The sequence below is a fragment of the Saccharothrix tamanrassetensis genome, assembly GCF_014203665.1.
GTDB classification, from domain to species: domain Bacteria; phylum Actinomycetota; class Actinomycetes; order Mycobacteriales; family Pseudonocardiaceae; genus Actinosynnema; species Actinosynnema tamanrassetense.
Window position 1 is genome coordinate 177256 of sequence record NZ_JACHJN010000007.1, and the last position, 19768, is coordinate 197023.

The window sequence follows — 19768 nt, forward strand, 5'->3', positions numbered from 1 at the left end:
ATGCCACTGCACTTGGAACCGGGTGATGGCCCGCCGTCCTTCGTGGACCTACTGGCGACAGCCGGGTATCGCGCCATGGCGGCCGGGCTGCGGTTGGGGGTCTTCGAGGCGTTGAGCGGTCGGGCGCTGTCCTCCGGGGAGTTGGCGGAGGATTTGGGCACGGACCCGCGGGGTACCGGTTTGCTCGCCGAGGCCCTGGTGGCGTTCGGGTACCTGGAGAAGGGCGAGGACGGGTACGGCAACGCGCCACTGACGCAGAAGTGGTTGGCCGGGAACGGGTACGGCGAGGTCGACCGGTTCTGGTCGACGGTGTTGTTCGAGTCCTGGGACGGGTTGGAGGACTCGATCCGGGCCGGGAAGCCCGCGCTGGACTTCTACGGGTGGCTCTCGGAGCGGCCGGAGACGCTCGCCAGGTTCCAGAGGATGTTGTCGGGGCACGCGGACAGCATCGCGCCCGAGGTGACGTCGCTGGTGCCGGTGGGTGCCCGGTTGCTGGACCTGGGTGGCGGGCACGCCAAGTACGCGATTCGGCTGTGTGTCGAGCATCCCGGGCTGCGGGCGACCGTCATCGACCTCGATGCGGCGCTGGCGGTCGGTGCCGGGGCGGTGACGGACGCGGGGCTGTCGAACCGGATCGAGCTGCGGCCGGGCGACTACGACGAGCTGGACCTCGGGTCCGACTACGACACGGTGCTGCTGTTCAACGTGGTGCACGGGCGGACGGCGGCGGCGAACCGGGAGCTGCTGCGGCGGGTTGCCGGGGCGTTGCGGAGTGGTGGCTCGGTGGTGCTGCTGGAGCACGACGAGCACAGCGAGGACCCCGCGTCGGATGCGTTCGCCCGGGTGTTCAGCCTCAACCTGTTCCACGGGCAGGGTGGGCAGGTCTACGCGGCGGGCGAGATCGAGGATTGGTTGGCCGGGGCGGGGTTCGGCGAAGTGACCACCCATCCGCTGCGCAGTTCACCCGGGCAGTCGTTGATCGTGGCGCGGAAGTCGTAGGAGGCGAGTGGTGGTGCGATTAGCGACGGGTGGGGTGGCCAAGGCGGCTGCGGCTGTCGGGGCGGTTTGCGCGTTGGTGGTGGGAGGGACGCTGGGAGGAGGCGTGCCCGCTGCTGCGGATGTGGCGTTCGGGGTGAAGGTCAACTTCTCCGACCAGGCCACGGCGCCGCCGGCTGGGTACGTGAGGGACTTCGGTGAGGCGTACGGGGTCCGGGGCGGCTATACGTTCGGGTGGGTCGGGCTGGGTACCGGTACGCCCCTGAGCCTGGTGGGAAACGGGCGGAACCGCGGGGGTTCCGACGTTCGGCTCGGGACGTTGATGCACGCGCAGCTGCCGGCCGGTTCGGCTGGTGTGACCACGCCGGGGAGTTGGGAAGTCGCTGTGCCCAACGGGGTTTACAGCGTGACCGTCGCGGTGGGGGATGCCGGGACTGCTGCGGACAGCAGCCACTACGTGAACATCGAGGACCAGAACGGGGTGGCGGCGTTCAAGCCGTCCGCTTCGGTGAAGCACGCTGTTGCCACGAGGGTCGTCACGGTGGCGGATGGACGGCTGACCCTCAGTCCTCGTGGTGGGGGGAACAGCAAGTTCAACTACGTCGACGTGGACGCGGTGGACGTGGCCGCTCGGCCGTCGGTGCGGACCGTGACTCCGGGGAACCTGGCTACCGGGGTTTCCGTGACGGGGAGCGTGGTCGCGGATCTCCGGTTGCCCGGGGGCGCGGTCGACCCGGCCTCGTTGAGCGCGGCGTCCGTTCGGCTGGTGCGGGTGTCGGATGGTGCTGTGGTGCCGGCGAACGTCATCACCAGTGGTGGCGGGGATGTCGTCAACCTCTCCCCCACTGTGGCGTTGGCACCGCAGACGTTGTACCGGTTCCAGGTGACCGATGGCGTGCGGGACGTCGCGGGGAACCGGTTCCAGCCCTGGTCGTCGGTGTTCACCACCGGAAGTGGCGGTGGTGGCGGGACGATCGCGTTCCAGCAGGTGTTCGGGGTGGCGTCGGGTGCGGCGTTCACGAGTGTCGCGGTGGGGCCGGACGGGCGGCTCTACGCGGCCACGTTCACGGGGCAGATCCACCGGTTCCCGGTGAACGCGGACGGGACGCTGGGGACGGCTACCGTGATCGACACGGTTCGGGCACATGCCGTGTCGGCGGGGTTGCCGGGTGCGCCGAACCGGACGGTGATCGGGTTGGCGTTCGACCCGAAGTCGACGGCCGCCGCTCCGGTGCTGTGGGTGACGGACAACTACGGTGGTACGTCGAACGCGCCGGACTGGTCGGGGAAGATCGCCCGGTTGAGCGGGCCGAACCTCGGGGTGTACCAGGAAGTCGTGGCTGATCTGCCCCGGTCGATCAAGGACCACGAGACGAACTCGTTGGCGTTCGGGCCGGACGGGGACCTGTACCTGACCCAGGGGTCCATGAACGCGATGGGCGCGCCGGACTCGACCTGGGGGAACCGGGCCGAGCACCTGCTGAGTGCGGCCGTGCTGCGGCTGCGGGTGGGGCGGTTGCCCGCGGCACTGCCGCTGAACGTGCGGACCGAGGCCGGTGGGAGCTACAACCCTTATGCGGCAACGGCTCCGTTGACCATCCACGCCACCGGGGTGCGCAACGCGTACGACCTGGTGTGGCATCGGAACGGGCATCTGTACGTGCCCACGAATGGTTCTGCTGCGGGTGGGAACGCTCCGGGGACACCTGCGGTGCTGCCTGGGGCGTGTGCGTCACGTCCTGATGGGGCTTATACGGGGCCGGTGGTGCCGGGGGTCAGTGGGAATCCTCAGGCTGAGACGGACTACGTGTTCGATGTGAAGGCCGGGAAGTACTACGGGCATCCGGCGCCTGTGCGGTGCGAGTGGGTGCTGGCGGGCGGGAACCCCACGGGCGGGACGGATCCGTTCCAGGTCGGGGCTTATCCGGTGGGGACGCTGCCGGACCGGAACTTCGACCTCGCCGGGACTTATGATGCGGGGTTGCACGCTTCGGCTGATGGGGTGATCGAGTACCGGGGGACGGCGTTCGGGGGGCGGCTGGACGGGAAGTTGCTGGTGGTGCGGTACTCGTCCGGGCAGGACATCCAGACGTTCGACGTCGGGGCCAGTGGGGGGTTGTCGAACCGGACCACCGGGATTGCGGGGTTGACCGGGTTCAGCCAGCCGTTGGACCTTGTGCAGCATCCGGGGAGTGGGCATTTGTACGTGACGGAGTTGGGGGCGGGGAGGATTACGTTGTTGCGTGCGTTGGGGTGAGGGTCACCCGTCGGTACGCGGGCCCGATCCACGCGGCTGGGGTGCAACTCGCCACGACGCGAGGATCTCGGTCACGTCGGGGCCCGTGAACCGCACCAACCTCCCCACCCGCCGGTGAGGCGCGCGCCCGGCTGCCACCGCGCGCCGCAGCGTCCGCGACGAAATGCACAACCGCTCGGCCGCCTGGTCGTAACTCATTCACCCGTGGCCGTCCTCCGGCTCATCCGGGAACGTGGCCCGGGGCTCTGACGCTCATCCTGTTGTCTCTTAACACCCTCGCGCTCAGTGGTACACGTCCACACTGAGCCGCGCGGGGCCGCGTCGGCCACCGGCTGACCACTGCTGTCCACCACTGGCACCGCATGTCACACCCGTACGGGCAGTGGTCGCGGCGACACCCGACGTGACACCCTGACACCGGCGAATGGGGGCCGGTGGTATCGACCGGGGACGTGGTCGCACAGATCAACGCGGCGCGCGACAAAGCCGCACAGGCACGCGCGGCGTTGGAACACGCGGAAGACCTGGCCGGGGAGGCACACCACATCCTGGCCGGCGCACTGGCGGGCGTGGTGCACCTGGAGCCGGACACGGCCCGGATGCCGGCCGCGTTCGACGCGGTGACGGACGGCTGCAAGGGCCACTGGTGGCCGATGCTCAACGAGGCCATGAAAGGCGCGGAAACCATCGCGGCCCGCGTGGAAGCGGCGGCCACCGTATCCCCCGCCGTCCGGCCGCCCGCACAGCCGCAACCACGACCGGCCCCGGCCCGCCGGGTCGAACCCGACGACCCGCCGACCGTCCCGCCAGAACGGATCGAGGCGATACGGCGGGCACTGCCGCCGCCGGTCGTCCCCCGTTCCGGACAACGCACCGTAGGCCAGTGGATCGGCCCGAACGGCCAGGCCCGGACCGTCGAAAGCGGATGGGACCAACGGTCCGCCCAGATACAGACCCAGTTGGCGCGCAAGGGACTTCCCGAAGGCACGAAGCGATCCGGGGACGTGGAACTGAAGGTGGCCGCCGACATGGTGGCGCGCGGTATCAGGCACGCGGAAGTCGTCATCAACCACGTGACGTGCAAGGGCCCGGATTCGTGTGACACTCTCGTCCCCGTGCTGCTCCCCGAGGGGTCGACGCTCACGGTCCACGGGATCAACCAGGCCGGCACCCGGACACGCGTCCGCTACACAGGAGGGGCTACACCGCCGTGGCAGGTCTAGAGATTTGGTACGACGTGGAACACGACCGCCCCACGATCGTGTCCACCCCGGCCGAGCTGGACGACGTGTTGGACGTGATGACCGGATGGGGCGGCCCGGCGCTGGCGGACTTCCGGCTCGCCGGCGTACAAGGGGACCTCAAGCGCATGTCCCTGAGCGTGGGCATCCGGGGGGACGCCGGCAGGGGAACGCTGATTCACACCAGCCCCGGCGCGGTCCTGTTCGCCAAGGGGACACCCGGCCCGTGGGCCACGTGGTCACCCCCCGAACTGCTCCTGTACGACTACATGACCAACCCCACCGAATTCCCCCCCGACGCCGAACTACCGCTGGCCGACGTGCGGGAGGCCGCACAGCACTACCTGACCACCGGGGGTGGACGGCTGGCCCGGATCGACTGGCAGACCCCGCCACCGGCCCACCCGACCGCGTACTGACCCACCGGCCGCCCGACAGCCCGATCGGCCCTGTGGCACCCCCGCGAACGACGGAAGCGGCCGGGACAGCCCCACGACCCCGCCAGAGGTGGTCACAGCCGGATCCCGCCACGGCCGGGCGAACGGGTGCCCGGCCACACCCGATACGGCTCGGCCACCCGTTCGCGTGGTCGAACAGCAGGGGCGACAGCGGCCACCAGACGCGAAGCACGGCAAGGGGAAAGCGGCCCAGCCGGCGCGGGTGCTCCCTTACCCGTGCTGCGACAGGCCGACGTGGCAGCCCGTACGGACGCCTCGTCCGCCCGGCTCCCCTGGGAGTCCCAAGCGGTGACGCATACCCACAAACTACCTGGTCAGAGCCCGTCCGTCAGACAGGGATGACACGCAGGGGCAGGGGTGTCCGCAAGGCGCGGGGGTCAGGGTGAAGGGGTCCAGACGTAGGGGGTCGTGGTGGTGATGGCGGTGAATCCGAGGCGTTGCAGGATTGGGCGGCTGTCTTCGGTTGCGTCTACGTAGAGGTAGCGGATGCCTTGTGCCACCGCGACCTTGGCTCGGAAGGCGACCAGGGCGCGGTAGATGCCTCGGCCTCGCCATTCGGCCAGCGTCGAACCGCCCCACAGGCCTGCGAACTGCGTGCCCGGCTCGATCTCCAGCCGGGCTGACGACACCACTCGTCCATCGGCTTCGGCGACGACCACGGTCAGTTGTCCCGCATCGTTCCGGAGGCGGTCGATCAGATCGGCGGCCAGCCAGCTTCGGTCGTCGCCCCAGACCTCGGACGCCATCTCGGCTATCCGGTGCATGTCGGCGTCGGTTGTCGCCTGCCGGGCGGTGACGCCATCGGAAGGGCCGGGGTCGATCGTGGCCAGTTCTGCGGCCTCGCCGACGAGCACGGTTTCGGGTTGTTCGGGGGTGAATCCGGCTGCTGTCAGGCGCTGGGGCAGGTCTGCCGGCAGGTCGTGGCCACGGGTCTTCCACTCGACGGCTTCGCCTCGGGTGGCGAAGAAGTCGCGTTGGCGTGCGATCAGCGCGTCCAGGGCATCGCCGTCGAGGCCGAGGCCGCGTCGGCCGCTGACGAAGCCGCGGCGGCGCTGGCCGACGATGCGCACGACCGGGCCGTCTTGTTCGGCGTGTGCGCCGGGTGGGACGTTCGTCATCTCGGCTACGCGGAGTTGCTCGTCGTAGGCGGCGAGGAGTCGGGAGGTGTCGGTCACCGGGTCACGCTAGTTCGCTCCGGTCGGGGCCGCGCTCCGATATTCGTGCTCGGCGGACCTGGTGCATCGTTGATGGCCGGCGTGCCCGGAAGGGTGGCGCAGGTGGGTCGGGGTGTCGATGGCCGGTGTGCGGGTACCCCGGCGTCCGGACGATGAAGAGGAGCCGGACGTGGGCAGTTACGAACACCGGGCATCGGTCGACCTCGCGGCGGATCGGTTGTTCGACCTCCTGTCGGATCGCGAGAACCTGCCGCGGTACTTCCCGGTGATGAGCGAGCTGGACCCGGCCGGGGGTGACCGGGTGCACGTGGAGGCCGAACTCGGTGGTCGTCACGTCGAAGCCGAAGCCTGGCTGCGGGTCGACCGGGAGCGCCGGATGCTGTCCTGGGGCACGCCGGGCGAGGACGACTACCACGGCGAACTGGCGGTGAACGACCAGGGCGCGGGGCGTAGCGAGATCGTGGTGACCCTGCACACCGAGCGGGCGGGTGGTCCGGACATCCAGCGCAGTCTGGAGGAGACCGTCGCGGTCCTCACGCATCGCGCTACCGCCGAGGCCGACACCGCCGCGGCGGAGAAGGGTGACGACTGGTTCTGAGCACTACTCCGGACGCTGCCGGCGTGGGTCGTGTTCGGGTGCGGTGGCCTGCGCCGGTGGCTGGTGGGGCAGGCCGACCGCTGTGATGCCCACCGCAGCGTCGGACACGACGTGCTCCGGGGTGTGGAAGCCGTTTGCCGACTGCCGCGCCGTGATGCGTCGGACCACCACGACGACCGCCGCCGCCGCTACCACGGCCAGCACCGCGGCTGCGGTCGTCAGTGCCGCTCCGCTCTGCCCCAGAAGCTCACGATCGGCGGTCAGCCCCACAACACCGCGGCCTGCCTGTACCGATGCGTCCGACCCGCGCGAAGGGTAGCCGAGCGGGCGGCCCGCGCCGGACGCACAAACCTTCAAGACGCGGTCACCCGTGACGGCTAGAAATCCGGCAGCGGGTCCACCGGCCCGCGCAGCCGGGGAGGAGCGCGCATGACCACGGGTTTCATCGGACTGGGTGTCATGGGTCAACCCATGGCCCTCAACCTCGCCCGCTCCGGTGCACCGCTGGTGGTCTGGAACCGCACCGCCGCCCGATGCGAACCCGTCGCAGCCGCCGGCGCGCGGGTGGCCGCCGGACCGTCCGAGGTCTTCGCCGAGGCCGAGGTGGTGCTGCTCATGCTCGCCGACGAGAACGCGGTCGACACCGTCCTCGCCCGTGGCACCCCGGACTTCGGCTCGCGCTGCCACGGCCGCACCGTCGTGCAGATGGGCACCATGCCCGCGACCTACTCCGCCGCCCTCGCCGCCGAGGTCGCCGCGGCCGGGGGCACCTACGTGGAGGCCCCGGTCTCGGGGTCGCGCGGACCCGCCGAGGCGGGCACGCTGGTGGCCATGGTGTCGGGCGCCGACGTCGAGCAGCTCCGGCCGGTGCTCGCGCCGATGTGCGCGGAGGTCGTGGACTGCGGTCCGGTGCCCGGCGCGCTGCTGATGAAGTTCGCGGTCAACCTGTACCTGATCACCATGGTCACCGGCCTGGCCGAGTCCTACGCGTTCGCCGAGGCGAACAAGCTCGACCCGGCCCTGCTGACCCGCATCCTGGACGCCGGCCCGATGGCGTCCCAGGTCTCCAGGGCGAAGGCCGCCAAGCTGCTGGACGGCGACTTCACCGTGCAGGCCGCCGCTCTCGACGTGCTGAAGAACAACCGCCTCATCGCCGAGGCGGCCCGAGCCGCCGGCGTGGCGTCCCCGCTGCTGGACGTCTGCCACGCCCTGTTCGGCGAGACCGTCTCCCTCGGCCACGGCGCGGAGGACATGGCGGCCGTCCTGCGCGCGATCCGGGCGAGGTCCGGGACCTAGCGCCGGACCGCGGCCGCCCACGCGGCCGGTGTCAACCCGTACGCGCGCTTGAACATCCGCGTCAGGTGGCTCTGGTCGGCGAACCCGACCGCCGCCGCCACCTCGCCCAGCGGACGCCCCGCCCGCATCAGCCGCCGGGCCAGGTCTAGCTGCCGCATGGTGCGGAACCGGGTCGGGCTGGTGCCGAAGGCGGCGCGGAACTGCCGTGCCACCGCCCACCGGTCCATCCCGGCGACCCGTTCGAACTCCTGCACGCTGTGCCGACTGGTGACGTCGTCCAACAACAACGCCCGCACCCGGCGCACGGCGTCCAGGTCCAGCGCCGCCCGCGCCGCCGGCCGCTCCGACGAGTGCCGGCTGAGCAGGTCCGCCACCGCCGCGGTGACCTCGACGGCCTCCACGTCGTCCAGGGGTTCGTCGATGTGCGCCAACCACCCCGCCACCGCCGTCCCCACGCCCCGGATCACCGGATCGGCCACGAACGGCAACGGCCGACCGCCGAGGGCGTCCTGCACCAGCGCGGGATCCAGGTAGATGATCCGGTAGCCGAAGCCGCCGTCGGTCCCCGCCGCCCCGTCGTGCAGCTCGTCGGGGTGCAGCACGTGCCACTCCCCCGGCAGGCAGTGCCGCAGCGCTCCCCGGTACCGGAACGTCTGCACGCCCGCCGTGGTCATGCCGATGGCGTACGTGTCGTGCCGGTGCGGCGAGAACGCCTCGCCGGCCAACGCCGCCTCCATCCGTTCGATCCCGGCGGCACCACCGCCGAACCTCAGCCGTTGCGCGGCCCGTGCACCGGACAGCGACGTCAACGGGTTCCACGCCCCGCGCTCATCCGACTTCGTCCGCACGCGGACCAGACTAAGGCCTGCCGAGCCCGCGTCAGCGGTCGTCCGGCAGGGCTCGGTCGAGGATGCCGGTGAGGTCCGCGGTCGCGGGGAGGGTGCCGAACGCGTAGCCGCCACCGCCGAAGCGGGTCGCGCAGAAGGCGTCGGCGACCGCGGGCGGGGCGTGGCGGACGAGCAGGGAGGCCTGGAGTGCCAAGGCCAGTCGTTCCACCAGGTGCCGGGCCCGGGTCTGGGCGTCGGTGGGGTCGGCCAGTTCGGTGCCGATCTGTGCGATGGCGGCGTCCAGGCGGGGGTCCGCGCCGCGCGCCGAGGTCAGCTCGGCCATCAGCGCGGGGGCGGCGGACGGGTCCTTGCCCAGCACCCGGAGCACGTCGAGCGCGTTGACGTTGCCCGAACCCTCCCAGATCGAGTTCAGCGGGGCTTCCCGGTACAGCCGCGGCATACCCGAGTCTTCGACGTAGCCGTTGCCACCCAGGCATTCGAGGGCTTCGGCGGCGAACATCGGCGCGCGTTTGGTCACCCAGTACTTGCCGATCGCGGTCGCGATGCGGCGGAACGCGCGTTCGCCCTCGTCGCCGCGCACGGCCCGGTCCGCCGCGCCGGCCAGCCTGAGCGTCAGGGTGGTGGCGGCTTCCGACTCGATCGCCAGATCGGCCAGGACGTTGCGCATCAGCGGCTGGTCCAGCAGCCGGGCACCGAAAGCCGTGCGGTGCGCCACGTGGTGGCCGGCTTCGACCAGGGCCTTGCGCATCAACGTCGCGGAGCCCGCCACGCAGTCCAGGCGGGTGCAGTTGACCATTTCGACGATGGTCTTGACGCCCCGCCCCTCCGGGCCGACCAGCCAGGCCGCGGTGCCGTCGAACTCGGGTTCGGACGAGGCGTTGGAGCGGTTGCCCAGCTTGTCCTTCAGGCGCTGGATGCGGAACGGGTTGCGGGTGCCGTCCGGGAGGACGCGCGGCACCAGGAAGCAGGACAGGCCGCCGGGGGCCTGGGCCAGCACGAGGAACAGGTCGCACATCGGGGCGGAGGTGAACCACTTGTGGCCGCGCAGGGTGTGGACGCCGTCCTCGCCCGTCGGTGTCGCGGCGGTGGTGTTGGTGCGGACGTCGGAGCCGCCCTGCTTCTCGGTCATCCCCATGCCCGCCAGCAGGCCGCGCTTGGTGGTGGGCTCGCGCAGGCCCGGGTCGTACACCCGACTGGTCAACAACGGCTCGTACACGGCGGCGAGGTCGGGTTGGTGGCGCAGGGCGGGCACCGCCGCGTACGTCATCGCCATCGGGCACCCGTGCCCGGCTTCGGTGTGGCCCCAGACGAGAAGTCCCGCGTAGCGGGCCACGTGTGCGCCGGGGCGTTCGTCGGCCCACGCCGCGCCGCTGTTGCCCTCGGCGATCGCGACCCGCATCAGGTCGTGCCAGCCGGAGTGGAACTCGACCTCGTCGATCCGGTTGCCGTAGCGGTCGTGGGTGCGCAGGACGGGTTCGAACGTGTGGGCGTCCGCGGCCCACTGCTGCGCCTCCGGGCTGCCCGCGTGCCTGCCCAGGCGCCGGATGTCGGCTTCGGCCCAGCCGGCGCCCTCCCGCCGCAGGCCTTCGAGCAGGGCGGCATCGGCCGAGGCGTCGTACGGCGCGATCGGCGGCGGCTGGTTGGTGACCTCGTGGGTGGCGTCGGGCAGCACGGTGGGGGCCATGCCGCCGAGTATTACGCTTCCAACACAACCGCAGCAAGAGTGTAATGTGCGCCGGATGGCTACCATCTCCGGCGGTGTCCGGCGAACGGGGAGGACCAGCGTGGCGCCGGAGATCGCCTTGCGACCGCTGACCGCGCGGTCGGTCGTGCTCAGCGTCCTGCTCGGCGCGCACCCGCCGGAGCTGCCGGTGCGCGACCTGGTGCGGATCGCGAACCTGTTCGACATCAGCGACGCCACGCTGCGCGTCGCCCTCACCCGGATGGTGACGGCGGGCGACCTGGCCCGGGCGGGCTCGACCTACCGGCTGAGCGACCGGCTCGTGGAACGGCAGCGGCGGCAGGACGAGGCGATCGAGGCCGGCACCACCGACTGGGACGGCACGTGGGAGATCGTCGCCGTCACGGCCACCGGGCGCGGTCCGTCCGAGCGCGCGGCGCTGCGGACCCGGATGACCGCGCTGCGCCTCGGCGAACTCCGCGAAGGCATGTGGCTCAGGCCCGCGAACCTGCACCGCACCTGGCCACCGGACCTCGCCGGCCTGACCCGGCGGTTCAGCGCCGTCCCCGAGGCCGACCCCGTGGACCTGGCGCGCGGGTTGTGGGATCTCGACGGCTGGTCCGGGCGCGCCGCCGCGCTGCTGCGGCTGTTCGGGGACGCCGGGCACGCCGCGGCACGGTTCACCGTCGCGGCGGCCGTCGTCCGGCACCTGCTCGCCGACCCGCTCCTGCCCGACGCGCTGCTCCCCCACCCCTGGCCGGCCGACGCCCTGCGCGTCGCCTACCGCCGGTACCGGGCCGAACTCGTCAGCCTCAGCCGGGCGGCCAGGCTCGACTGAGTCCCGACGTGCGTCTCACACCCGGCCGGCGGCCATGTCGATGAGGCGGGACAGCACCCGGTCACCGGAGGCGTTGACGCCGTCGTGCTCCCACTCGTTGGTCACCCAGGCCCGCGTCGAGCCGACCGACTTCGCGGCCCGCAACGACAGCTCGACGGGCACGTACATGTCGTCGTGGTAGACCACGGCGGCCACCGGGATGTCGTTGTCCGCCAGCCGTTTCAGGTCGTAGAGGGGTGGCCAGTCGGCGCGTTCCGCGAGCACGTCCGCCGCCTCCGCGAAGGGCCGCAGGGCGGCTGTCCCGCGGAACATCCACGGGAAGAACATCTCGCCGGTGAACAGCAGCGGGTCGGCGTCCCGGGAGAAGTCGGGAAGCCCCTGCATCGCGCGGTGCGCGGACCACGCGGTGGCTGCGCAGCCTTGGGCGTACACCGACTCCTGCAGCACGGCGAACAGCGGGTTGTCCACGAACCCGGTCAGCTGCATCACCTGGTACCGGAACGCGTCGGACAGCCCGTCCGGCCCGAGCGCCTCGTCCAGCAGCCAGTGCAGCCGTTCGGCGCCGTCACCCATGCCCAGCATCAGCCCGAGCACGCGGAACCGCGCGGAGGTCAGTCGGTCTCCGTCGGGCAGCAGCACGGTCTCGCGGTCGAGCAGGTCGGCGATCCGCCGGACCACGTCGCGGTCCTGCGGGTAGCGGTCGTAGAAGGCGTGCGTCTTGTCCCGCACCCGGCTGTAGGTCAACGCGTACACGTCGTCGGCCGTGCCCGCCGGATCGGGCAGGCCACCCGTGATGTAGCACGACGCCAGCCCTTCCGGCGCAATCGACAGGTACGACAGCGTGATGAAACCGCCGAAGCTCTGCCCCAACGTCTCCCACGGCTGCTCGCCGCACAGCCGCCTGCGGATCAGCTCGGCGTCGGCCACGATCGAGTCGGCCCGGAAGCACGCCAGGTAGTCGGCGAGAGCGCCCGCCGAACCGAACCCGGCCGCCGACCGCGCGGTGACCGGGTGGCTGCGCCCCGTGCCGCGCTGGTCGAGCAGCAGCACCCGGTGCGTCTCCAGCGCACGACCCAACCAGCCGTCACCCGCTCGCAACGGCCGGGGCGCCTTGCCGCCGGGGCCGCCCTGGAGGTACAGCAGCCACGGCAGCCAACGGTCCGCGCGCGCCGGATCGACCAGCTCACGGGCGAACACGTCGATCGTCCGCCCACCGGGGTCGTAGTGGTCCAGCGGCACGGAGAACACGTGCTCGGTCACCGACATGCCCGGCATGTGGTAGGAGCGACCGGTGGAGCCGAGCAGGTGATACGGGCTCATGGGGTCCTTTCGTACGGAAGTCGGAACACGACCCGGCGCCCGGCCACGAGTATCCACTGTGGATGGACGCTAGGACGGCTTCGCCCAACGCCCCCGTGTCTGGCTGATGTGTGCGCGCAGCAACTCCTCCGCCCTCGCCGCGTCCCGCGACCGGAGCGCGTCGACGATGGCCAGGTGCTCACGCGCGACCGGGACCAGCTCCCCCTTCTCCAGCAGGGAAGCCAGCCCGTACAGCCGGGTGTGCGCGCGGAGGTCCGAGACCAGGTCGACCATCCGCGCGTTGTCCGCGTAGCCGAGCAGCGCCAGGTGGAACAGCCGATCCGCCTCCGTGTACTCCACGAGGTCACCGGCCTCCGCCCCGTCCACGATGCGCTGCGCCAGTCCCCTCAGGCCTTCGAAGTCGTGCTCCGGGATGACCGACGCGACGTCCCGGACGATCGGCGGCTCGATCAGCATCCGCAGCTGGGCCATCTCGTCCAGGTCCCGCTCACTGACCTCGGTCACCCGGAAACCCTTGTTGGGCACGATGACCACCAGGTTCTCCCGGACGAGGTCCAACATCGCCTCCCGCACCGGCGTCGCGGACACCCCGAACCGCGCACCGAGGGAGGGCGCGGAGTACACCACGCCGGGCTCCATCTCGCCGGAGATGACGGCGGCACGCAGGGCGTGGGCGACCCGCTCCCGGAGATTGACCTTCTCGACCGGGCCGATGTTCGAACTGTTCACGCGCACCGTGGCCACCGACAGCCCTTCGTCAGAGCGGACCTGGCGGCGGCGATCGTCCCGACCTACCCGCTCCCTGGAACACGATGGTATGTGATATTGCACTACCCCGACAATGCGCCACCCGCAGCAACCCAAGCCACCCTCACCTTCGAAGAAGCAAGGCAAAGGGCGCGGTTCTTTCGAAATTGTCTCTACGCAGGTGGACCACATCAATCCGGCCCGGTCGCACCGACGATGATCCACGCCGGGCACTATTCTCACCGCCATGTACGTGAAGCTGTGCGGTCTGCGCACCACCGCCGACGTCGCGGTGGCTGTCGACGCCGGAGCGGACGCGGTCGGGATCGTCTTCACGGAGAGTCCCCGGCAGGTGGATCCCGACACCGCGCGGCGACTCGTGCGCGAGGTGCCGCCGCACGTGCTGTCCGTCGGCGTGTTCAAGGGCATCGCGGCGGACGAGGTGCGTCGCCTCGCCGCCGAGGCCGGGGTCGACGCGGTCCAGCTGCACGGCCGCTACCCGCAGGCGGCGTTCGAGGAAGTGTCGGCGCTGGGGGTGCCGTTGGTCCGGGCGGTCACGTTGACGTCGGACACCGATGTGCGGGTCGGCGCGTACGGCGAGCAGATGTTGCTGCTCGACTCTCCGGTGGCGGGTTCCGGGGAACAATGGGACACCACCGCTCTGGACGGCGCACGGCCGGAGGGGCGGTGGCTGCTCGCGGGCGGTCTCGGGGTGGACAACGTCGCCGGGGCCGTCAGCCGCGCGCGGCCCTGGGGCGTCGACGTGTCGAGCGGCATCGAATCGAGTCGCGGGGTGAAGGACCACGGGCTGATGCGGGAGTTCGTGGCCGCAGCACGGGCTGCGGCACCTCACTCACCCTCGTAGCCCGTCGAGCCCTCGTAGCCCGTCGAGCCCTCGTAGCCGGCCGAGCCCTCGTAGCCGGTGACGTGGGCGACACCGCCCCCGCCGGCCGTCGGAACCGTCCTCGAGCCGGTCAGTTCTCCCAGACCAGCGGCGACTTGTCGTAGCCGTCGCCGTTGTTGTAGCTCGCCGCACCGGCCTTGGTGCCCTCACGGACGCCCTGGAGAACGCACGTCTCGTACTTCGCACCCACCGTGGTGAAGTCGCGGCCCGCGGTCTCCGACTCGCACTGGTCGGTGTCGCCGCTGATGATGACACCCGTGCCCTTGCCGTCCGGGCCCAACGCGCGCAGGCTCAGCGAGCTGTGCGCCAGGTCGGTGCCGCCGACGTTCTCCACGGTGACCCGGATGTAGACCGGCGTGATGCCCTTGGCCTTGTCGCCGAACTTCACCAGGTCGGCGTTCGCGCCCTCTTCGATCTCGTTCACCGTGATGGCGATCGTGCCGGTCTTCTGGGTGCCGTACTTGAACGGCACGACGGCGCGCTCGCCCACCTTCAGCTTGGTGCCGGGCTTGGTCACGTCACCCGCCGGCACGGGCGCCGTGGAACTCCCGGACGTCGCCGAAGCGGCCGTCGAAGCGGTCGCCGAAGCGGCCGTCGTGGTGGTCTCGGCGGACGTCGTGGTGCCGGGCTTGGCAACTCCGTCCGTGGAACTGCCGCAGGCCGACAGCAGGAGGGCTGCCGCCCCGGCGGCGATGGTCAGGGCGCCACGGGCGTGCGTCAAGACAGGTCTCCTAAGTGCGAGGGGGTGGTGCCTCGCAAGCTAGCCCCGTTCGACGCCGGGCACTGTCGGTCGTTCGCACCACAAGCCGGTCACCGTCCACACCAACCGGTCACCAGCCGGTCACCGGCCGCCACGAAACCGGTCGGAGGGCGCCCGAGCCGTGGGTCAGAGGTCGTCGACCCCGATCAGGCCGTCCTGGATCGCCCTGGCCACCAAGGCGGCCTTGGTCGGCGCTTCCCGGCCGATCAGCGCGTACTTGATCCGGATGCGCTCCAGGTGGGAGTTGACCGTGCTGACCGAGATGCCCAGCCGGCGGGCCACGAAGTCCTTGGACTCCGACTGGAACCACTCGATCAGCACCTCGGTCTCCCGCGTGGACAACGCCGGGCGGGCCTCCGAGCGGTCACCGGCGAGCGCCCCGGCCAGCGCCGGCGGCGTGTACGGCCTGCCTTCCGCCGCCGCCCGGGTGGCCTGCACGAGGTGTTCCGCGCCCTCCGCCTTGGTCAGGTAGCACAACGCACCCAGCTCCAGGCACTGCAGCGCGATCTCGTCGTCGGCGCGCATCGAGTAGACGACGACCCGCCGGCCGGCCTCCACCAGCCGCCGCAGGTCACCCAGCACGGGTGTCGGCCCGCCCAGGTGCAGGTCCAGGATCACCACGTCGGCGTCCGCGCCGGCGTCCAGCCACGCCACCCGCACGTCCTCGCCGTCCGCGACGACCTCGATCGGCGGCTCGCCGGAGGACAGCCAGTACGCGACACCCGCGCGCACGGCCGGGTGGTCGTCCACCACCACCGCGCTCACCTGGTCCGCCATCGGGCCTCCGTCCGGGTCTGCTCACCGTACGTGTCGCACCTGACCTCCACCCGTGACGACACGGCGCCCACCGGTGCCCCGGTGTCCGCGATCACCGCCACCCGCACCTCGCCGTCGGTGCGCAGCAGGCTGACCCGCGCCCGTTCCCGGGCGGCGGACAACGCCACCGCCACCGGCGCGGTCAGCTCGCGCCGCACGTCCGTCGGCACGGGCACCGCCGTCCCGCCCACGGCCAGCGAGACCGTCAGCCCACGCCGTTCGGCCACGTCCACGCACGCCGCGACCTCGTGCAGCAGCGGGTCCGGCACCTCGTCGTGCTCGGCGAACAGCCGCCGCAGCTGCGTGGCGGCGAACGCGCACCGCCGCCGGGTGTCCTCGTCACGGGGGTCGAGCACGCCGTCGGCGAGGTCCGCGAGCAGCGGCAACGTCGTGCCCAGACCGCCCGCGAAACCGGCTCGCAGGTCCTGCGCCCACTGCTCGGCCAGCGCGGCACGGGTCGCGGTCCGCTCCTGCTCGACGGCCACCTCGGCGGCCTGGCGCGCGTTGCGCAGCAGCACCCGGGTCAGCAGCAGCACGCCCAGCTGGAAGCTCGTCGCCCCGAGCACGACCACGCCCGCCGCGCCGATCTCGACCCGCTCCGGCGTCCCGGCCAGCACGAACTGCACGACCTCGCACCCGAGGTGCACGCCCGACACCGTCAGCAGCAACCCGACCCGGTCCGCCAGCAGCACCAGCAGGTGCCAGCCGACCAGCCCGAACGACCAGTGCGCCGCACCGAAATGAGCGTCGGGCGGCAACGCGTCCGTGGCGAGGACCGACGCGCCCAGCACCGCCGCCACTCCCGCGCCCACGACCACGGCCGGCAGCGGGCGCCGTCGCACGACCCACACCGCGCACACCAACGTGGCCAGGGCCAACACCCCGAACGCGACCCACGCGCCCGGCCCGTGCGGGTGGGAAAGCAGCGGCGGGAGCGACAGGCCGAACTGCAGGACCGCGACCACGCCGAGCAGCACCAGCCGGATGCTCGCGAACACCTGGCCGGCCGCCGTCTGGTGATCCGTCACGCCGGCCACGCCAACCGGACCGTCGTGCCGCCGGACGCCGAGGTGACCACCGCCGAACCGCCGACGGCGGCCACCCGTTCCACGATCGACCCGCTGATCCCGCGCCGGTGCCCGGACACCGCGGCCGGGTCGAATCCCCGGCCGCGATCGGCGACGGTGACCGTCACCCGGTCGTCACGCGCGGACACCACGAGTTCGGCCCGACCGGTCCCGGCGTGCCGCTCGACGTTGACCAACGCCTCCCGCACGGCTCTGACCAGGGCCAAGGCCACGGACGCGGGCACCGGGGCGGGCTCGGTCCGGGCGTCGACGTCCAGCGGGGCGCGTTCGGCGACCGCCCGCAGGGACGTTCCGACGTCCACCAGGCGGTCCTGCGGCACACCGGCCGTGCCGGTCAGCAGGCCGAGGTCGCGCCGGGCGAAGCCGGCCACCGCGTCGGCGTCCCCACCCTGGGTGGCGACCACCAGGAACGTCGCCGACGCGGTGTCGTGCAGCAACGCCATGTACTCGCGTTCCCGCTTGCGGCGTTCCGCGGCCAACGCCTCCGCCCGTTGCAGCTCGGCCCGCCGGACCCGCAGGACGTCGACCCGCCGCGTGGACCGCCGGACCACCAGGAACGCCAACCGGGCCAGGGCGCACTCCACCACGACCCGCAGCACCACCGAGCCGTCGGACCCCGCTCCCCACAGCTGGACCGCCAGCAACCCGGCCGTGATCGGGACCGCCACCCGGGGCGCCCATTCCCACTGGAGCGTGATCGCGGTCGTGGTGAGCACGTTGAGCGCCCACCACCGGGCCTCCCCGCCGAGCACACCTTGGGCAGCGCAGACAGCCACCACCCGGACCACCGCGAAACCCAGTGAGGCCCGCGGGTCGCCGAAGTCCGCGACGGCGCCGACCACCATCAGGGCGAGCAGGGCGAACCCGAGCGGCAACGCGTCGGAGGACACCGACAACACCCCGAACGCGCTGAGCAGCACCACGCCCACGCCGCGAACCGGCCCCGCGAAGCGGCGGATGGCGGCGAGCAACTCCGCTTCGACCTGCCCGACCCCCGCCACGGCCCCGACCCTAACGCGGCCCTCGCATCCATTCCTCATCGGACACCGCACCGGGAGTCGCGGACTCCCCGCTGTCCGACCGGTCGTTCACATAGGCTGCCCGCCATGATCAGGGCGCGTAGCTGGATCCCGCTCGCCGTGGGACTCGTCGCTGTGCTGAGTGGGTGCACCACGCAGGTGGCCGGGTCCGCGGTGCCGGTGCCCAACCCGACGTCCACCACGACCGCGAAGCCCGAGCCGACGGCCGCGAACCTGCTCGGGGACCTGCCGTCGCTCGACCCGTGCAGCCTGGTCGAGCCCGCCGAACTGGCCCGGTTCGGCACGCCCGCCCTCGCCACGCCCCTGTCGCTGGACTTCTGCGCGCTCACCGTGACCGTGCCGTCCGGGGCGAAGCTGGAGGTCTCGGTCGGTCTGCTCGACCAACTGGCCGCGGAGCGCGAGATCACCGGTCGGGTCGAGGACTACCGCGGCTTGAGGATCGCTGAGGAGACGGACGACGGGAGCCGCTGCGCCCGCCGGCTGGTGTTCCCGGAACTGGTGACGATGACCGTCGCCGTGGACAACTTCACCTCGGACAAGGCGACGCCCACCGAGATGTGCGGGATTGCCGACCGCGCCGTGCGGGCCGTCGCCGACCGGGTGCTCGCCAAGGAGGTGGAGCACCGGACGTTCCCGAAGAACTCGCTCGGCAAGACCGACCCGTGCACCTCGGTGACCTCCGCGACGGTCGGCCGGGTGCCGGGTCTGGCCGGGGCCAGGGTCAAGCCCTACCCGGCCGCCCACCAGTGCCGGTGGAGCAAGGACGGCACCGCGAACCCGCCGCGGGTGCGGGTCACGTACTCCGTGGGCGTGCCCACCGCGGCCGACGGCGGGAACGCCACCACCGAGGACATCGCCGGGCGGCCGAGCACGGTCAGCAAGTCGGGCTCCGCGTCGCTCGTGCTGTGCGCGGCGGAGACCGCCCACATCCCGTTCGACGGGGGCGAGGGTGTGCGGGAACTCGCGATCGTGACGGTGAGCCTGCCCAACGGCAGCCAGGTGGACCAGGCGTGCGCCGCGGCCAGGGCGGTGGCGGCCGACGTCTGGTCCCGACTCCCGAAGTAGCCGCCGGCTGTTCCACGTCGAAACGGGTATCCACGCCCCATGAAGGTGGCCGTCCTCTCCGACACCCACGCCCCGCGCCGCTGGAAGGCCTGCCCGCCCGCCGTGGCCGAGCACCTGCGCGACGTCGACCTGATCCTGCACGCGGGCGACGTGTGCGTGCCCTCGGTGCTCGACGAGCTGGCGCGCTTCGCCCCGGTGGTCGCGGTGGCCGGCAACAACGACGGGCCCGAGGTGACCGCGTGGGGCGCGCCGGAGACCGTGGAACTCGAACTCGACGGCCTGGCCGTCGCGATGATCCACGACAGCGGACCGGCCAAGGGCCGGACCGCCCGAATGCACCGCCGCTTCCCCGACGCGGACCTCGTCGTCTTCGGCCACTCCCACATCCCGCTGGACGAGTCCGACGACGACGTCCGGATCTTCAACCCCGGCTCCCCCACCGACCGCCGCCGCCAGCCCCGCGGCACCATCGGCCTGCTCCGCGTCGAGGCGGGTGAGCTGGTGGAAGCCCGCATCGTGCCGGTCACCTGAACACCGGTCACCTGAACACCGGTTGCCTGAACACCGGTCGTCCGGACGGGCCGGGCGCCGGAGGCTACCCCGGTCGGCGGGCCCGCCCAGACAGTGGAACGCCCCGGTC

General features: G+C 71.9%; 21 protein-coding genes. 10 read left to right on the plus strand and 11 right to left on the minus strand.

The genetic code is table 11. The annotated features are described in order from the left end of the window. Window positions 1-999: a class I SAM-dependent methyltransferase gene (locus tag FHS29_RS22835; protein WP_184693653.1), complete on the plus strand. Its 999-nt coding sequence runs from the start codon at window positions 1-3 to the stop codon at window positions 997-999. 403 nt (window positions 1000-1402) lie between these two features. Next, window positions 1403-3253: a PQQ-dependent sugar dehydrogenase gene (locus FHS29_RS22840; protein ID WP_312865048.1), complete on the plus strand. Its 1851-nt coding sequence runs from the start codon at window positions 1403-1405 to the stop codon at window positions 3251-3253. Between the two features lie 3 nt (window positions 3254-3256). On the opposite strand, the gene FHS29_RS38510 is transcribed toward FHS29_RS22840, so the two are convergent. Continuing rightward, window positions 3257-3451: an excisionase family DNA-binding protein gene (locus FHS29_RS38510; protein ID WP_184693655.1), complete on the minus strand. Its 195-nt coding sequence runs from the start codon at window positions 3449-3451 to the stop codon at window positions 3257-3259. 254 nt (window positions 3452-3705) lie between these two features. Here FHS29_RS38510 and FHS29_RS22850 point away from each other — a divergent pair, with 254 nt between their 5' ends. Together FHS29_RS22850 and FHS29_RS22855 are read left to right on the plus strand one after the other, a co-directional pair. After that, complete coding sequence (locus FHS29_RS22850; protein WP_184693657.1) at window positions 3706-4476, plus strand: DddA-like double-stranded DNA deaminase toxin; 771 nt, start codon at window positions 3706-3708, stop codon at window positions 4474-4476. A 14-nt stretch (window positions 4477-4490) separates the two neighbouring features. Further along, on the plus strand, window positions 4491-4913 hold the full coding sequence (locus FHS29_RS22855) for an Imm1 family immunity protein (RefSeq protein WP_184693659.1): 423 nt from the start codon (window positions 4491-4493) through the stop codon (window positions 4911-4913). A 416-nt stretch (window positions 4914-5329) separates the two neighbouring features. Here FHS29_RS22855 and FHS29_RS22860 read toward each other — a convergent pair whose 3' ends face one another. Beyond that, entirely contained in the window at window positions 5330-6127 is a 798-nt protein-coding gene (locus FHS29_RS22860; protein WP_312865049.1) for a GNAT family N-acetyltransferase, read from the minus strand. A gap of 169 nt (window positions 6128-6296) precedes the next feature. Here FHS29_RS22860 and FHS29_RS22865 point away from each other — a divergent pair, with 169 nt between their 5' ends. Then, complete coding sequence (locus tag FHS29_RS22865; protein WP_184693661.1) at window positions 6297-6725, plus strand: SRPBCC family protein; 429 nt, start codon at window positions 6297-6299, stop codon at window positions 6723-6725. A 3-nt stretch (window positions 6726-6728) separates the two neighbouring features. Here the strand turns inward: FHS29_RS22865 and FHS29_RS22870 are convergent, their stop codons facing one another. Continuing rightward, on the minus strand, window positions 6729-6995 hold the full coding sequence (locus tag FHS29_RS22870; protein ID WP_184693663.1) for a hypothetical protein: 267 nt from the start codon (window positions 6993-6995) through the stop codon (window positions 6729-6731). A gap of 159 nt (window positions 6996-7154) precedes the next feature. Between FHS29_RS22870 and FHS29_RS22875 the strand changes: the two genes are divergently transcribed. Then, window positions 7155-8021, plus strand: coding sequence for an NAD(P)-dependent oxidoreductase (locus FHS29_RS22875; RefSeq protein WP_184693665.1), 867 nt, complete (start codon window positions 7155-7157; stop codon window positions 8019-8021). On the opposite strand, the gene FHS29_RS22880 is transcribed toward FHS29_RS22875, so the two are convergent. Further along, window positions 8018-8869, minus strand: a complete 852-nt coding sequence (locus FHS29_RS22880; protein ID WP_312865050.1) for a helix-turn-helix domain-containing protein — start codon at window positions 8867-8869, stop codon at window positions 8018-8020. The two genes, FHS29_RS22875 and FHS29_RS22880, sit on opposite strands and share 4 nt — an antisense overlap. A 31-nt stretch (window positions 8870-8900) precedes the next feature. Further along, on the minus strand, window positions 8901-10553 hold the full coding sequence (locus tag FHS29_RS22885; protein WP_184693667.1) for an acyl-CoA dehydrogenase family protein: 1653 nt from the start codon (window positions 10551-10553) through the stop codon (window positions 8901-8903). Window positions 10554-10608: 55 nt separating this feature from the next. Between FHS29_RS22885 and FHS29_RS22890 the strand changes: the two genes are divergently transcribed. Further along, complete coding sequence (locus FHS29_RS22890) at window positions 10609-11388, plus strand: PaaX family transcriptional regulator C-terminal domain-containing protein (RefSeq protein ID WP_184693669.1); 780 nt, start codon at window positions 10609-10611, stop codon at window positions 11386-11388. 15 nt (window positions 11389-11403) lie between these two features. On the opposite strand, the gene FHS29_RS22895 is transcribed toward FHS29_RS22890, so the two are convergent. Then, on the minus strand, window positions 11404-12708 hold the full coding sequence (locus tag FHS29_RS22895; protein ID WP_246440706.1) for an alpha/beta fold hydrolase: 1305 nt from the start codon (window positions 12706-12708) through the stop codon (window positions 11404-11406). Between the two features lie 69 nt (window positions 12709-12777). Then, on the minus strand, window positions 12778-13437 hold the full coding sequence (locus tag FHS29_RS22900; protein ID WP_312865051.1) for a GntR family transcriptional regulator: 660 nt from the start codon (window positions 13435-13437) through the stop codon (window positions 12778-12780). A gap of 265 nt (window positions 13438-13702) precedes the next feature. On the opposite strand from FHS29_RS22900, the gene FHS29_RS22905 reads away from it, so the two are divergent. Further along, on the plus strand, window positions 13703-14320 hold the full coding sequence (locus tag FHS29_RS22905; protein WP_184693671.1) for a phosphoribosylanthranilate isomerase: 618 nt from the start codon (window positions 13703-13705) through the stop codon (window positions 14318-14320). A gap of 109 nt (window positions 14321-14429) precedes the next feature. Here the strand turns inward: FHS29_RS22905 and FHS29_RS22910 are convergent, their stop codons facing one another. The 4 genes from FHS29_RS22910 to FHS29_RS22925 all read right to left on the minus strand — a co-directional run bounded on the left by FHS29_RS22910 (window position 14430) and on the right by FHS29_RS22925 (window position 18024). Then, entirely contained in the window at window positions 14430-15080 is a 651-nt protein-coding gene (locus tag FHS29_RS22910) for a hypothetical protein (protein WP_184693673.1), read from the minus strand. 165 nt (window positions 15081-15245) lie between these two features. Then, window positions 15246-15896, minus strand: a complete 651-nt coding sequence (locus tag FHS29_RS22915; RefSeq protein ID WP_184693675.1) for a response regulator transcription factor — start codon at window positions 15894-15896, stop codon at window positions 15246-15248. Continuing rightward, window positions 15881-16963, minus strand: a complete 1083-nt coding sequence (locus FHS29_RS22920) for a sensor histidine kinase (protein WP_184693677.1) — start codon at window positions 16961-16963, stop codon at window positions 15881-15883. The genes FHS29_RS22915 and FHS29_RS22920 overlap by 16 nt, the downstream gene beginning before the upstream one ends. Beyond that, the gene (locus tag FHS29_RS22925) at window positions 16960-18024 is read right to left on the minus strand and encodes a sensor histidine kinase (protein WP_312865052.1); all 1065 of its coding nucleotides are present in this window, start codon (window positions 18022-18024) and stop codon (window positions 16960-16962) included. The genes FHS29_RS22920 and FHS29_RS22925 overlap by 4 nt, the downstream gene beginning before the upstream one ends. A 105-nt stretch (window positions 18025-18129) precedes the next feature. Between FHS29_RS22925 and FHS29_RS22930 the strand changes: the two genes are divergently transcribed. Continuing rightward, a complete protein-coding gene (locus FHS29_RS22930) occupies window positions 18130-19128 on the plus strand; it encodes a DUF3558 family protein (RefSeq protein ID WP_184693680.1) in 999 nt (332 codons plus the stop codon). Window positions 19129-19167: 39 nt separating this feature from the next. Further along, window positions 19168-19659: a metallophosphoesterase family protein gene (locus FHS29_RS22935; RefSeq protein ID WP_184693682.1), complete on the plus strand. Its 492-nt coding sequence runs from the start codon at window positions 19168-19170 to the stop codon at window positions 19657-19659. Window positions 19660-19768 lie beyond the last annotated feature (109 nt).

Excerpts from the sequence above, each read along its gene's own strand:
- FHS29_RS22895 (WP_246440706.1), bottom strand. The coding sequence starts at position 12,708 with ATGAGCCCGTATCACCTGCTCGGCTCCACCGGTCGCTCCTACCACATG.
- FHS29_RS22915 (WP_184693675.1), bottom strand. The coding sequence starts at position 15,896 with ATGGCGGACCAGGTGAGCGCGGTGGTGGTGGACGACCACCCGGCCGTG.
- FHS29_RS22835 (WP_184693653.1), top strand. The coding sequence starts at position 1 with ATGCCACTGCACTTGGAACCGGGTGATGGCCCGCCGTCCTTCGTGGAC.
- FHS29_RS22890 (WP_184693669.1), top strand. The coding sequence starts at position 10,609 with ATGGCTACCATCTCCGGCGGTGTCCGGCGAACGGGGAGGACCAGCGTG.
- FHS29_RS22875 (WP_184693665.1), top strand. The coding sequence starts at position 7,155 with ATGACCACGGGTTTCATCGGACTGGGTGTCATGGGTCAACCCATGGCC.
- FHS29_RS22930 (WP_184693680.1), top strand. The coding sequence starts at position 18,130 with ATGATCAGGGCGCGTAGCTGGATCCCGCTCGCCGTGGGACTCGTCGCT.
- FHS29_RS22905 (WP_184693671.1), top strand. The coding sequence starts at position 13,703 with ATGTACGTGAAGCTGTGCGGTCTGCGCACCACCGCCGACGTCGCGGTG.
- FHS29_RS22935 (WP_184693682.1), top strand. The coding sequence starts at position 19,168 with ATGAAGGTGGCCGTCCTCTCCGACACCCACGCCCCGCGCCGCTGGAAG.
- FHS29_RS22885 (WP_184693667.1), bottom strand. The coding sequence starts at position 10,553 with ATGGCCCCCACCGTGCTGCCCGACGCCACCCACGAGGTCACCAACCAG.
- FHS29_RS38510 (WP_184693655.1), bottom strand. The coding sequence starts at position 3,451 with ATGAGTTACGACCAGGCGGCCGAGCGGTTGTGCATTTCGTCGCGGACG.